Annotated in this window: 13 protein-coding genes; 6 read left to right on the forward strand and 7 right to left on the reverse strand. The window is 64.8% G+C overall.

Annotated features, from left to right (window positions below):
• Positions 1–145: 145 nt before the first annotated feature.
• The 3 genes from LDZ21_RS05065 to LDZ21_RS05075 form a co-directional block, all read right to left on the reverse strand.
• Positions 146–514: an ElaB/YgaM/YqjD family protein gene (locus tag LDZ21_RS05065; RefSeq protein WP_244794475.1), complete on the reverse strand. Its 369-nt coding sequence runs from the start codon at positions 512–514 to the stop codon at positions 146–148.
• 188 nt (positions 515–702) lie between these two features.
• Positions 703–2,001: a lysophospholipid transporter LplT gene (gene lplT / locus LDZ21_RS05070; RefSeq protein WP_244794768.1), complete on the reverse strand. Its 1,299-nt coding sequence runs from the start codon at positions 1,999–2,001 to the stop codon at positions 703–705.
• Positions 2,002–2,169: 168 nt separating this feature from the next.
• Positions 2,170–2,973, reverse strand: coding sequence for an inositol monophosphatase family protein (locus LDZ21_RS05075; protein WP_035959419.1), 804 nt, complete (start codon positions 2,971–2,973; stop codon positions 2,170–2,172).
• Positions 2,974–3,225: 252 nt separating this feature from the next.
• Between LDZ21_RS05075 and LDZ21_RS05080 the strand changes: the two genes are divergently transcribed.
• Together LDZ21_RS05080 and cysE are read left to right on the forward strand one after the other, a co-directional pair.
• Positions 3,226–3,996 carry an RNA methyltransferase gene (locus LDZ21_RS05080; protein WP_244794476.1) on the forward strand — a complete coding sequence of 257 codons (771 nt, stop codon included), beginning with the start codon at positions 3,226–3,228 and terminating at the stop codon, positions 3,994–3,996.
• A gap of 148 nt (positions 3,997–4,144) precedes the next feature.
• Positions 4,145–4,939: a serine O-acetyltransferase gene (gene cysE, locus LDZ21_RS05085; RefSeq protein ID WP_244794477.1), complete on the forward strand. Its 795-nt coding sequence runs from the start codon at positions 4,145–4,147 to the stop codon at positions 4,937–4,939.
• On the opposite strand, the gene LDZ21_RS05090 is transcribed toward cysE, so the two are convergent.
• The 4 genes from LDZ21_RS05090 to LDZ21_RS05105 all read right to left on the reverse strand — a co-directional run bounded on the left by LDZ21_RS05090 (position 4,934) and on the right by LDZ21_RS05105 (position 7,806).
• Complete coding sequence (locus LDZ21_RS05090; RefSeq protein WP_244794478.1) at positions 4,934–5,743, reverse strand: UDP-2,3-diacylglucosamine diphosphatase; 810 nt, start codon at positions 5,741–5,743, stop codon at positions 4,934–4,936. The two genes, cysE and LDZ21_RS05090, sit on opposite strands and share 6 nt — an antisense overlap.
• A gap of 11 nt (positions 5,744–5,754) precedes the next feature.
• The gene (locus LDZ21_RS05095; protein ID WP_035959415.1) at positions 5,755–6,246 is read right to left on the reverse strand and encodes a peptidylprolyl isomerase; all 492 of its coding nucleotides are present in this window, start codon (positions 6,244–6,246) and stop codon (positions 5,755–5,757) included.
• A gap of 67 nt (positions 6,247–6,313) precedes the next feature.
• Positions 6,314–6,901: a peptidylprolyl isomerase gene (locus LDZ21_RS05100; RefSeq protein WP_244794479.1), complete on the reverse strand. Its 588-nt coding sequence runs from the start codon at positions 6,899–6,901 to the stop codon at positions 6,314–6,316.
• Positions 6,902–7,017: 116 nt separating this feature from the next.
• Positions 7,018–7,806 (reverse strand): tetratricopeptide repeat protein, encoded by a 789-nt coding sequence (locus LDZ21_RS05105; RefSeq protein ID WP_244794481.1) that lies wholly within the window; start codon positions 7,804–7,806, stop codon positions 7,018–7,020.
• 421 nt (positions 7,807–8,227) lie between these two features.
• Here LDZ21_RS05105 and cysS point away from each other — a divergent pair, with 421 nt between their 5' ends.
• The 4 genes from cysS to tilS all read left to right on the forward strand — a co-directional run bounded on the left by cysS (position 8,228) and on the right by tilS (position 13,277).
• Positions 8,228–9,625, forward strand: coding sequence for a cysteine--tRNA ligase (gene cysS / locus LDZ21_RS05110; RefSeq protein ID WP_244794482.1), 1,398 nt, complete (start codon positions 8,228–8,230; stop codon positions 9,623–9,625).
• Between the two features lie 47 nt (positions 9,626–9,672).
• The gene (locus LDZ21_RS05115; protein WP_035959410.1) at positions 9,673–10,713 is read left to right on the forward strand and encodes a DNA-3-methyladenine glycosylase family protein; all 1,041 of its coding nucleotides are present in this window, start codon (positions 9,673–9,675) and stop codon (positions 10,711–10,713) included.
• A 127-nt stretch (positions 10,714–10,840) separates the two neighbouring features.
• A complete protein-coding gene (locus tag LDZ21_RS05120) occupies positions 10,841–11,812 on the forward strand; it encodes an acetyl-CoA carboxylase carboxyltransferase subunit alpha (RefSeq protein WP_244794483.1) in 972 nt (323 codons plus the stop codon).
• Between the two features lie 28 nt (positions 11,813–11,840).
• Positions 11,841–13,277: a tRNA lysidine(34) synthetase TilS gene (gene tilS, locus LDZ21_RS05125; protein ID WP_244794484.1), complete on the forward strand. Its 1,437-nt coding sequence runs from the start codon at positions 11,841–11,843 to the stop codon at positions 13,275–13,277.
• Positions 13,278–13,328 lie beyond the last annotated feature (51 nt).

Here is a 13,328-nt window from a genome sequence, read left to right on the forward strand (position 1 = left end):
TCAGCCGCGGGTCAGCCAATAGTGCAAGAGTTTAACCTGTCGGGGTTGGGGGAAGGAGGCGGCCGGGAGGGATAGGCCGAATCGCGAAGCGAAGCGGGGCCATCGAACGATGACCCCGGCATGTGACAGTCGAACGCCGCTGCGATCAGGCGCGGCCCGCCAGAAAGCCGATCAGGAGCGCAAGCCCCGCGACCGCGCCGAGCGTGTGCCACGGCCTGTCGTGCACGAACTCATCGGCGTAGCCGGCTGCATTGCCGAAGCGGTCGGTAATCGCCGAACCCGCGCCGCCCATTTGCGAGCGCGCGTACTTCAGCTTCGATTGCAATTGCTTGCGCAGCTTGTCGGAGTCGATGTCCTTCGCGCTGTGGAGCGAATCCTCCAACTCATCGAGAAAGCTGCGCAACTGGTCGCTGGCCGAATCGACGACATCGCTCGCCCCGCGCACCGCGCGCTGGCCGACGTCGGCTGCGCCATTGATTTTGCTATCGAGCGTCGAACGTGTGAACAATCCCATTTTCATGCTCCTTTATTGACGTGCCGAAGAATGGCAGCGCATTCAATCGCGCGCTGCCTGCGCATCATGCGCTGATTCATCCTCTCGTTCACTGCTGTTACGACTTCGACTCGTCCGCCATCGTTCCCTCCCTCTGTCGCGAATCGGGCGGCCCGAGGCGATGAACCGATATCACGTCGAAGCAAGCTTCATTCCTCGGCGAGCGCGCCCAGGTCGACTTCGCGTTCGTTCTGCGTGTGGCGGCGCATCGCCAGCGCCATCATGCCGCAGACGAACACGCCGAAAATCACGATGATCCACTGCACCGGCACCTTCTCCGTCAGCAGCAGCGCGTAGGAGCCGAGCATCGCGAGCACGGCGAGGTTCTGATTGAAGTTCTGCACCGCGATCGAATGGCCCGCGGAAAGCAGCGTCGCGCCGCGATGCTGAAGGATCGCGTTCATCGGCACGATGAAGAAGCCCGACAGGCCGCCCAGCGCGATCATCAGCGGATAGGCCATCAGAATGTACGCGGGCATGAACACCGGCCCGGCATGCACGCCTGCGCCCGCCGGAAACAGGTCTTTGTTGTAGAAGGCCATCGCCACCGCAACCGCGCCGATCAGCACGCCGACCGGCAACACCTTGAGCGACTGCCGCAGCACGATCCACGCCGACGCCGCCGCAGCGCCCAGCGCAATGCCCACGCCCGTCACGCCCTGCAGCACCGCCGCCTTCGACAGCGACAGCCCGAGATTCGCGTCGGCCCATTTGAGCACGAGCAGTTGCAGCGTGACGGCTGCGCCCCAGAGCAGTGTCGTCACCCAAAGCGCGATCTGCGCGAGCTTGTCGCGCCACAGCACCTTGAAGCAGTGGGAGAAATCGTGGACGAGGCGCGTCGGCTGCATGAGCAGGTTCGGATAGCGCGCGCCCGTATCGGGGATGAACGCATTGATGACCGCCGCCGACGCGTAGATCACCATCACGGCGAACATCGCGGCGTGCGCGGCGGTGCTCACGAACGGCACGTGCGCATGCTCGACCCAGCGGCCGACGACCTGACTCACGAGCGCGCCGCCGATCACGGTGCCGAGAATGGTCGAGCCGACCGTCGCCGATTCGAGCCACGCGTTCGCCGGAATCAGCTTCTCCGGCGGCAGCAGCTCGGTGAGGATGCCATATTTGGCGGGCGAATACGCAGCCGCGCCGAGGCCGACCACGCCATACGCGATCATCGGATGCACGCCCGCGATCATCAGCGCGCAGCCGCCCCCCTTGAGCGCGTTGGAGATGAACATCACATGGCGCTTTTGCAGGGCGTCGGCGAATGCACCGACGAAGGGCGCGAGCACCACGTACGAGATCGTAAAGAAGATTTGCAGCAGCGGCGTGACCCAGGGCGCCGATTGCACGACGGCGAGCATCGCGATGGCCGCGATGAGAAGCGCGTTATCGGCGAGCGACGAAACGAACTGCGCGGCGATGATCGTGTAGAAGCCTTTTTTCATGTCGGGCGGAGGCTGGGGCGCGACGAGGAAGAGCGGAACGGCAGAACGTGCGACGGTCTTGCATCGAGCGGGCAAGTACGGGAAGCGGACAGCGGACGGCGCCGCGTCAGGCGTGAAGCAGCGCGCCGATTGGAGCATGGGGCGCGCCCGGCGCCCCGTGAAGCGGTGTTATTCGCCCGTCAGACGCGTGCGCGAGTACATGTCGAGAATCTTGACCATCTGCGCGTAGACCTTCGGGTTCGCCGCGACGATCTCGTTCTTGAACAGGAAGTCCGATTCGCCCGTGTAGTTGCCGACCAGCCCGCCCGCTTCGGTCACGATCAGGCTGCCCGCCGCGACGTCCCACGGATGGATGCCTTGCTCGAAGAAGCCGTCGAGGCGTCCGGCCGCGACGTTCGCAAGATCCAGCGCGGCGGCGCCGGGGCGGCGCAGACCGGCGCACGACAGCGTCATTTCGCTGAAGAGGCGCATGTAGGCGTTGAGGCCCTGGCCGTCGCGGAACGGAAAGCCGGTGCCGATGAGCGCGTCCGACAGGCGATCGAGCTTGCCGACGCGAATGCGCCGCTCGTTCAGATACGCGCCGCGCCCGCGCGATGCGGTGAAGAGATCGTTGCGCGTCGGATCGTAGACGACGGCCTGCGTCGGGATGCCCCGGTGCACGAGCGCGATCGACACGCAGTAATACGGAAAGCCGTGGATGAAATTGGTGGTGCCGTCGAGCGGATCGATGATCCACTGATACTCGGACTCGCGTTCGTCCGCGCCGGATTCTTCGGCGAGGATCGAATGATCGGGAAAGGCGGTGCGCAGCGTCTCGATGATCGCGGCTTCGGACGCCTTGTCGACTTCCGTCACGAAGTCGTTGTGCTGCTTCTTGCTGACCTGGAGTCGATCCAGGTCGAGCGACGCGCGGTTGATGATCTGTCCGGCGCGGCGCGCGGCCTTGACAGCGATATTGAGCATCGGTTGCATGAGCGAAATCCTTTGACCGCCGCGTGCTTTGCAATGGCGCGGGCGATGAAGTTGGCGACAACGACTATGTCGACGAAAGACGAATTGAATAAGAGCGGGGCGCTCGCGGACCACTACGCGGTCACGGCGCGAACGGAGCATTTTACCCGAAGCCGGATGTTTCCGATTGCCGCGAGCGGCGGCCGGGCTTCGGGATAAGATAGCCGATTCCCCGCTTCAGTTTTTTCGCAACCCTTCAGCAGAATCCGCGCCTTGGACTCCAATCAACTTGCTTCTCCCGCCGGCGGCTTCGCGTCCACGCGGTTCATCCTCGTCGAGCCGAGTCATCCGGGCAATGTCGGCGCAGCGGCGCGCGCGCTCAAGACGATGGGCTTCTCGCGCCTCGTGCTCGTCGCGCCGCGCGTCGCGGACGTCAAGAACGAGCCGGAAGCCATCGCAATGGCGAGCGGCGCCGACGATGTCCTCGCTGGCGCGCAGGTCGTCGATACGCTCGCGGAAGCGCTCGTCGGCGTGCGCTGGTCCGTGGCGCTGACGGCGCGCACGCGCGAATACGGGCCGCCGCACATGCCGCCGCGAGCCGTCGCGCAGCGCGCGCATGAATTCGTGCCGCACGGCGACATCGCCCTGGTGTTCGGCAACGAGCGCACGGGCCTCTCCAACGCCGATGTCGAGCGATGCAGCGCGCTGGCGCACATCCCGGCCAATCCGGCATATAGCTCGCTGAATCTCGCGCAAGCGGTGCAGGTGCTTGCCTACGAACTGCGCATCGCGTTTCAGGATGCCGCGCCTGCGCCGTCGCTCGCGGCGCCGGCGCAGCAGAGCGCATCGAGCGATGAAATCGAGGGCATGTACGCGCACCTCGAAGAGGCGCTCGTTGCGCTGGACTTTCTCGATCCCGCCAATCCCAAGAAGCTGATGTCGCGCGTGCGGCGGTTGTTCGCGCGCTCGGGGCTGGAACACGAGGAAGTGAACATCCTGCGCGGCATCGCGAAACACATTCTCTTGCGGACGAACAAGGACTGAGGCAGACCGCGCTGTCAGCGGGGGCATCGGGCGCGGTTCGCGCGCTCGTCCTACAATCGGCGAAAACGGCATGCCGATATAAGCATTGCGCTAAATCTGCTTAAGCCACCGGCGCAGCAGCGCCCCTTCCCCCGACCGAGAGTCCGACATGTTCGACCGAATCCGCGAAGACATTGCCGCCATCCGCGAGCGCGATCCCGCCGCACGCAGCGTGCTCGAAGTGGTCACGTGTTATCCGGGCCTGCATGCGATCGTGCTGCATCGCTTTGCGAACGCGTGCTGGCGTCGCGGCTGGCGCTGGTCGGGGCGCTTCGTATCGCAGATGGGGCGCTTTCTGACCGGCATCGAAATTCATCCGGGCGCGACGCTCGGACGGCGCGTGTTCATCGATCACGGCATGGGCGTGGTGATCGGCGAAACGGCGGAAATCGGCGACGACTGCACGATCTATCAGGGCGTCACGCTCGGCGGCACGTCGCTCACGCGCGGGGCGAAGCGGCATCCGACGCTCGAGCGCGGCGTGATCGTCGGCGCGGGCGCGAAGGTGCTCGGCAGCTTTACCGTCGGCGCGAATGCGAAGATCGGCTCGAACGCGGTCGTCGTGAAGCCGGTGCCGGCGGGCGGCACGGCGGTCGGCAATCCGGCGCGCATCGTGATGCCTGCGGTGCCGAAGCCGAAGACCGATGCCCGCGACGGCTTCTGCGCCTACGGCATCACGCCGAACGCGGACGACCCGGTGTCTCTCGCGATTCACGGCCTGATCGATCACGCGTCGAAGCAGTCGCTGCGCACCGATGAGATCGTCGCCGCGCTGGAGCGGCTCGGCGCGCGTGTGGAGGCGCTGCATGGCGTGGAAGGCGTGGATGGCGCGACGCTCGTCGACCTGAAGCGCATGTGCTCCGCGATGGACGGCGAAACGCGCGGCGTCGAGCGTCAGTTATAGAGGCAGCGCGCGCACGCCATTTGCATCGACGCGCAGGTAACCGCCGCGCGGCTCGTCGATATCGAGTTCCCAGTCGGGCAGCACCCAGCGCACGCCATCGGCTTCGCGATGCATCGCCGGGCGATGCGTATGGCCGTGAATCATCGTATGCGTGTGGCTCTGCTCGAACAGCGACGCGACGGCGGGACGCGTCACGTCGTATTTCGCCGATGCCTCGTGCGTTCGCGCGCCTTCGCTCGTCATTCTCATGCGCTGGCCGATGGCAAGCCGCGTCTTCAGCGGCAGCGCGAGAAAGAGGCGCTGCGCGATGCCGTTGCGCGCGAAACGGCGAAAGCGCTGATAACCGGTATCGTCGGTACAGAGGGCGTCGCCATGCGCGAGCACGATGCGCGTGCCGAACGCGGTCATCGTGAAGGGATCGGGCAGCGGCATTGCGCCGGCTTCCTTCATGAAGCGCCTGCCCAGCAGAAAGTCGCGATTGCCGTGCATCACGTAAAGCGCGATGCCGCGCTCGGACAGCGTGTGCAGCAGCCTCGTCATGCGGCGCGCAAAGCGGCCGCGCTCGTCGGTGACGGCGGGATCGAGCACGTCGTCGCCGATCCAGAATTCGAAAAGATCCCCGAGGATGAAAACCGAGTCGGCCTCGTTCGCCGTCACCTCGATGAAATGCTCGAACGCGGCGACCGTGTTCGGTATCGCCTCGCTCAGGTGCAGGTCCGAAATGAAAAACAGCGGGCGCGCGTCATGCGCTGCGCCCGCTGCTTCCTGTTCCGTTTCGCGACCGAAAGACTTCGACTCGATCATGCGATGGGAAGTCAGACCACCACGGCCTTTTCGATCACGACGTCATCGACCGGCACGTCCTGATGGAAGCCCTTCGAGCCGGTCCGGACCTTCTTGATCTTTTCGACGACATCCATGCCTTCGACGACCTTGCCGAACACGGTGTAGCCCCAGCCCTGCGGCGTCGGCGACGAGTGGTTCAGGAAGTCGTTGTCCTTCACGTTGATGAAGAACTGCGCGGTCGCCGAGTGCGGATCGTTGGTGCGCGCCATCGCGATCGTGCCGTTGTCGTTCGTGAGGCCGTTGTTCGCTTCGTTGTTGATCGGCGCGTCCGTCGGCTTCTGGTTCATGCCCGGCTCGAAGCCGCCGCCCTGAATCATGAAGCCGTCGATCACGCGATGGAACACCGTGTTGTCGTAGTGGCCCTTCTTCACGTAGTTGAGGAAGTTCTCGACCGTCTTCGGCGCTTTTTCTGCGTCGAGTTCGAGCTTGATGACGCCGTGGTTCGTATGCAGTTCGACCATGTGTTTTCTCCGGTGTGTTCGGTTGTAGTTGGGCGGCGCGCGAGGGCACGCCGCCAGGATATTCGCGTTACTGCGAGACCACCGTCGCCGACTCGACCACGGTCGGCTTCTGCGGCACGTCGGCCATCGGGCCGCGCGTGGTGGTCGGGCTGCCTTCGATCTTCTTCACGACATCCATGCCCGCGACGACCTTGCCGAACACCGCGTAACCGTTGCCGTCCGGGTTCGGATAGTCGAGGCCCGCATTATCGACCGTATTGATGAAGAATTGGGCCGTGGCCGAGTCCGGGTTGCTGGTGCGCGCCATCGCGATCGTGCCGGTGGCGTTCTTCAGGCCGCTACGGCTTTCGAGCGGAATCGGCGCGCGGGTCGGCTTCTCGGCGAAGCTCGTGTTATAGCCGCCGCCCTGAATCATGAAGCCCGGAATGACGCGATGAAAGATCGTGCCGCTGTACTGTCCGGACTTCACGTAGGCGAGAAAGTTCTCGACGGTCTTCGGCGCCTTCTCGGGATAAAGCTCGACGCGGATGTCGCCTTGCGAAGTTTTGAAGAGCACGTTCGGATGCGCGGCCTGCGCGGGTTGCCCGGGTTGAGCAAAGGCGGGGGCGGTCGCGATCAGGGCGGCGCCGGAAAGCGCCAACATCAGCAATTTCATGAAGGTTCGATCCTCGGGTGATGAATGCAAAGCGTCAACCGCGACGGCGTGCGTGAAATGCCGCCGCGCGAAGACTACAGCTTAACTCCTGCGCGGGCGGGGCCGGCTGGTCCGTTTCACGGCTGCGGATTCGGCGCGACATAGGGCGACGTCGGCAACGAGCCGGTCGATCCGCCGAAGGGCGAGAAACTGTCGGGCGATGGCATCGTCGACGAATTCTCGCCTTGCGTCGGCGTCCATTCGTCCGATGGCACGCGCGGCGCCGATGCGGCCTGTGCGCCGGAAGCCGCGCTCGCGGCACGCTTCTTCGGCGGCGGGGTGATGATGTTCTGGATGCCCGCAACCCGCTGGCGCGTGAGCGGGCTCGTCGAGCCGAGCGACTGCGCGCGCTTGTACGATTCGCTCGCGAGCCGAAGGTACAGATCGCCGAGATTGTCATAGGCAAGCGCGTAGCCGGGGTTCGCCTTCACCGCCGTTTCCAGCGCGACGCGCGCATCTTCATAGCGGCCCTTCTTCGCGTAGAGCGCGGCCAGATTGTTGTACGGCTCGGGCAGTTCCGGGTAGGCCTGCGTCAGTTCGGTGAACGCGGTGATGGCTTCGTCGTCGCGATTCAGGCGGGCGAGCACCGTTGCGCGCTTGAACTTCGCCTGCACGTCGCGCGGATTCGTCGCGATGCGCGCGTCGAGTTGCTTGAGCGCGGCGTTCCAGTCCTTGCCGGCGATGGACGCATCGATTTCCGGCGTGCCGTCCGCCGTCGCCGACGAAACCTGCGCGAGCGCCGCCGTCGACGCTCCGAAGCACGCGGCTACGCCGATGACGGCAACGGCCGCGGCGCGCGAAAGCGTCGCGCGGAAGGCATCGCGGGAACGAACTGAAGCCGGCAGGCGGGAAACTTGCGAAGACATGCGCGCTTGAGCGTGAGTCACTTGGAATCGGGTCAAGGAATGGAGCGGGAAGAGAAGGGGAATGAAGCGCGAAACGCCACTCGAAACACGATGCACTGCGAGGGCTTCAGCCTGGCTCGCGGCATGACTGGCAACGCCCGTCGTGCGGCCGCTTGGAGATTTCATAGGCTCAAGTCCGAGTGTTATACTCCGACCCATTCTAACAAAAGGTCCGCCCGTTCCGCGCACGCCTTGCACGCCATGTTTCACACGTGGTCGCGCGTTGCCAACGCCGGACTCTCTTTGCCACTCGTGGCCGTCTCCGTCCTGGTCGACTGACCGTCGTGTTCGCGCTCGCGTGTGCGTGTCATCCGTTACCGCCAGCATCGAGCACGTCACCTCGTCGACAACGCACGGTGTTCCGGTACACGCACTGCCCTCTATGAATTCGCTGCGCATCTACAACACGCTCGCGCGTGACAAGCAACCCTTTACGCCGCTTCGCCCCGGCGAGGTACGCATGTACGTCTGCGGAATGACCGTCTATGACTACTGTCACATCGGTCATGCGCGCGTGATGGTCGTGTTCGATGTCGTGCAGCGATGGCTGCGGACGATCGGCTACAAGGTCACGTTCGTGCAGAACATCACGGACGTCGACGACAAGATCATTCGCCGCGCCGTCGAGAACAACGAGCCGATCAAGTCGCTCACGCAGCGCTTCATCCAGGCGATGCACGAAGACGCCGATGCACTCGGCGTCGCGCGCCCGGACCTCGAGCCGCGCGCCACCGACTACATTCCGCAGATGCTCGGCATGATCGATGCGTTGCAGGCGAACGGCTATGCGTATCACGCGAAGGACGGCGACGTGAATTACGCGGTGCGCAAGTTCGCGGGCTACGGCAAGCTCTCGGGCAAGTCGCTCGAAGACCTGCGCGCGGGCGAGCGCGTTGCTGCGAACGATGCCAAGGAAGACCCGCTCGACTTCGTGTTGTGGAAGCATTCGAAGGAGGGCGAGCCTGCCGATTCAGGCTGGGACTCGAAGTGGGGACGCGGCCGTCCGGGATGGCATATCGAATGTTCGGCGATGGCCTGCACCTTGCTCGGCGAACAGTTCGACATTCACGGCGGCGGTCAGGACCTGCAGTTTCCGCATCACGAGAACGAGATTGCGCAGAGCGAAGGCGCGACCGGCAAGACCTTCGTGAACTACTGGATGCATAACGGCTTCGTGCAGATCGACAGCGAGAAGATGTCGAAGTCGCTCGGCAACTTCTTCACGATCCGTGAAGTGCTGGCCAAGTTCGATGCCGAGGTCGTGCGCTTTTTCATCGCGCGTGCGCACTATCGTTCGCCGCTCAACTACAGCGACGTGCATATCGACGATGCAAGGAACGCCTTGACTCGCCTATATACCGCGCTGAAAGATGTCGAGCCGGACAATCAGCAACTTGACTGGAATGAGGCGAACGCGCAGCGTTTCCAGTCTGCGATGAACGACGACTTCAACACGCCGGTGGCCGTGTCCGTGCTGTTCGATCTCGCAAGCGAAGTGAACCGCACGCGCGAGCCGGCGCTCGCTCGCCAGCTGAAGGGTCTGGGCCAGGTGCTCGGGCTTCTTGAGCGTGAGCCGCGTGCGTTCCTGCAACAGGCGGCGGGCACGGAGGCAGCGGACGGACTGTCGCCGCAGGAGATCGAAGCGAAGATCGCCGAGCGCATCGCCGCCAAGCAGGCGAAAGATTTTGCCGAAGCAGACCGGATTCGCGCCGCATTGCTCGAAGCCGGTATTGCGCTTGAAGACAAACCGGGTGGGTCGACCGAATGGCGCCGCGTATGATCGCGAACCTTCGAACCCTCTGATCGACTCGCCAGGCAGGAGGCAAGATGGCAACGGCCAGGAAGACGCCGGTCAAGCGACCCGCGTCAGGAAGCGCCGCGTCGCCCGCAACGAAGCGCGCGCGCGGTGCGCAACCGGAATCGACGACGCAGAAGAGCAATGGTGCAACGACGGCGACGGCCCGCAAGACCGCGGCCAAGCGCGCGATCTCGCTGCGTGCGGCGAGCGACAGCGTAAGCAGCGCGCGGCGCGGCAACGGCGAGGATGTATCCGCGCGTGCGTCGAAGCCGCGCACCGTGGAAGCGGAAGCGCAGCCGGCGAAGGGCAATGGCCGCGCTGTCGCGGCCGATGCCGCCAACGCACAGGCGCTCGTCGCCGACAAGGAGCACGGCGAAGTCGTGCGCAAGTCGCGCGTCGTCACGGCGGATGCCGAGGTATCGGTGCAAGTCGGCGGCCTGACGCGCGAAGCCACGCGTCCTGACTATTGGGACAAGGCATGCGCTGATCTAATGAAGCGCGACCGTATCCTCAAAAAACTGATTCCGAAGTTCGGCGAGATCCATCTCGTCAATCTGGGCGATCCCTTCTCGACGCTCGCACGGTCGGTTGCCGGACAGCAGATTTCGGTCAAAGCCGCGCAAGCCATCTGGGAGCGCGTGAAGACCGCGTGTCCGGAAGTCGTGCCCGCGCAGTTCATCAAGCTCGGGCCGGAGAAGCTTCAGGCGTGCGGACTGTCGAAGCGCAAGACCGAGTACATCTTGGATCTCGCGCAGCATTTCGTGTCGGGCGTGCTGCATGTCGACACGTGGGCGTCGATGGACGACGAAGCCGTCATCGCCGAGCTGACGCAGATTCGCGGCATCGGTCGATGGACGGCAGAGATGTTCCTCATCTTCAATCTGTCGCGCCCGGACGTCCTGCCGCTCGACGACTTGGGCCTGATCCAGGCGATCAGCGTCAATTACTTCAGCGGCGAACCCGTCACGCGCAGCGAAGCGCGCGAAGTCGCGGCGAACTGGGAGCCGTGGCGCACGGTCGCGACGTGGTACATGTGGCGCAGCCTCAACCCGATTCCCGCAGACCACTGATTTCACACAGCAATTAGCGCGCTATCGTTGCTTTATAATCGATAGCTTCCGCGCGTATTTATCAGGGACGGACGCGGTTAGAATAGACGCCCCTGCGCCCTGCCCGTTGTTCCTAGGACTCGAACACATGAAGACCACGTTTCTGGATTTCGAGCAGCCGATCGCTGAACTCGAAGCGAAGATCGAAGAACTCCGCTTCGTTCAGGACGATTCCGCTGTCGACATCTCGGAAGAAATCGAGCGGCTCTCCAAGAAGAGCCAGCAGCTCACGAAGGATCTCTACGCCAACCTGTCTCCGTGGCAGGTTTCGCAGATCGCGCGTCACCCGCAGCGTCCGTACACGCTCGACTACGTGAACGAGCTTTTCACCGACTTCCATGAACTGCATGGGGATCGTTCATTCGCCGATGACCTCGCGATCGTCGGCGGCTTCGCGCGTTTCAACGGCCAGCCGTGCATGGTGATCGGCCATCAGAAGGGCCGCGACACGAAAGAGCGGGCGCTGCGCAACTTCGGCATGCCGCGTCCGGAAGGCTATCGCAAGGCCGAGCGGCTCATGCGTCTCGCCGAGAAGTTCGGCATGCCGATCTTCACGTTCGTCGATACGCCGGGCGCGTATCCGGGCATCGGCGCGGAAGAGCGCGGACAGTCGGAAGCGATCGGACGCAATCTTTACGTGATGGCGGAGCTCAAGACGCCGATCATTACGACGATCATCGGCGAAGGCGGTTCGGGCGGCGCGCTGGCCATCGCCGTCGCCGATACGGTGATGATGCTCCAGTTCTCCACGTACTCCGTGATCTCGCCGGAAGGCTGTGCGTCCATTCTTTGGAAGAGCGCGGCGAAGGCGCCGGAAGCGGCCGAAGCGCTCGGCTTGACGGCGCATCGCCTGAAGGCTCTCGGGCTCATCGACAAGATCGTGAACGAGCCGCTCGGCGGCGCGCATCGCGATCCGAAGGGCATGGCCGCGATGCTGCGGCGTGCGCTCGCAGACTCGCTGCGCCAGTTCCAGGGCATGAGCGTGCAGGAATTGCGCGATCGCCGTTTCGACAAGCTGATGGCATACGGCAAGTTCAAGGAATCGCTGCCCGGCGCATGAGCGGGCCTTCTCTCTTTCACGTGTCCTCGTGATCTCCGATACCGACACCCCGGCCGGCCGCCTCGTTCTCGAGGCGGTGCGCGCTGCGGTGTCGGATGCCGCGCTGCCCTCCGATGCGCGGCTCGCCGTCGCGCTGAGCGGCGGTCTCGATTCCACTGTTCTCGTCGATGCCGCCGTGCGCTGTTTCGGCGCGGCGCGCGTCGTGGCGCTGCACGTTCATCACGGCCTGAGCCCGAACGCCGATGCGTGGGCCGCACATTGCGCCGCCTTCGCTGCGTCGCTCGAAGTGCGCCATGCGTCGCGTCACGTCGAGGTGATGCGTTCGGGCGGCGAGAGCCTGGAAGCCGCCGCCCGCGATGCGCGTTACCGCGCCCTCGACGACATGTGCGATGAAGCGGGTGCGTCGGCGCTGCTGATTGCGCATCACGCCGACGATCAGGCCGAGACGGTGCTGCTGCAGTTGTTGCGCGGCGCGGGCGTCGCGGGTCTGGCCGCGATGGCCCCGCAGCGTCTCGGTGGCGCGACGCCGCGCCTGCGTCCGCTGTTGCGGCTCTTGCGTGCGCAACTGGAGCAATACGCGCACGAGCGCGATCTCACCTGGATCGACGACGAGTCCAACGCCGACACTCGCTATGCGCGCAACGCGCTGCGGCATGACGTGCTGCCGGTGCTCGCCGTGCATTTCCCCGGCTTTCGCGATGCGCTCGCGCGCACGGCGTCGCATGCGGCTTCGGCGCAGCGGCTGCTCGATGACCTCGCGCGCATCGACTTCGATACGGCGCGCGGCGACGAAGAGGGCGCGCTCGCGCTCGATACGCTGCTCGCACTCGACGACGAACGCGCGATCAATCTGCTGCGCTACTGGATGCGCGTGTGCGGCTTGCCGGCGGCATCGACGGCGCGCAGCGCGGATATGCTGCGCCAGCTTCGGGACGCGGCGCGTGCGCGCGATGGTCACGCATTGCGCGTCGATCATGCGGGGCAGTGCCTGCGGGTGTATCGCAATGCGTTGTTCTGGGAGCAGGGCGATAGCGCTGATGCGCCCGATTTCGATCAGGGCGCGGCCATCGCGCGAGCGCCCGGCGAGTTGCGCTGGCAAGGCGATGAGGTCTGGCGCTTGCCGCAGTGGCGGGGATCGTTCGTGTTCGAGCCCGTCGATACGCCCGGCGCCGATGTGATCGCGGAAGGTTTGCTTCGCGCGGCGCCGCTCGTCGCGCGTTCGCGGGCGGGCGGCGAGCGGATGCGCCTCGCGGCGGATGCGCCGAGCCGCACGCTCAAGAACCTGTTTCAGGAGCGCGGGGTGCCGGCGTGGAAACGCGATGTCCCGTTGCTCTTCATCCGCGATGCGCTGCTGTTCGTGCCGTGCATCGGCGTGAATCGTGAGGTCGCGCCGGAGATCGGACCGGACAGCGCGAACGCTCCGCTACGCCGCATCGTGTGGCGGCCCGACCTGCTGCTGGCCTGAAGCGGCGACGTTGCGCGCGAGCCGGTAAAATGGCCGTTGCAAGCGTGCAAT

It is taken from the genome of Caballeronia grimmiae (assembly GCF_022879615.1).
In the GTDB taxonomy this organism is placed as follows: Bacteria; Pseudomonadota; Gammaproteobacteria; order Burkholderiales; family Burkholderiaceae; genus Caballeronia; species Caballeronia grimmiae.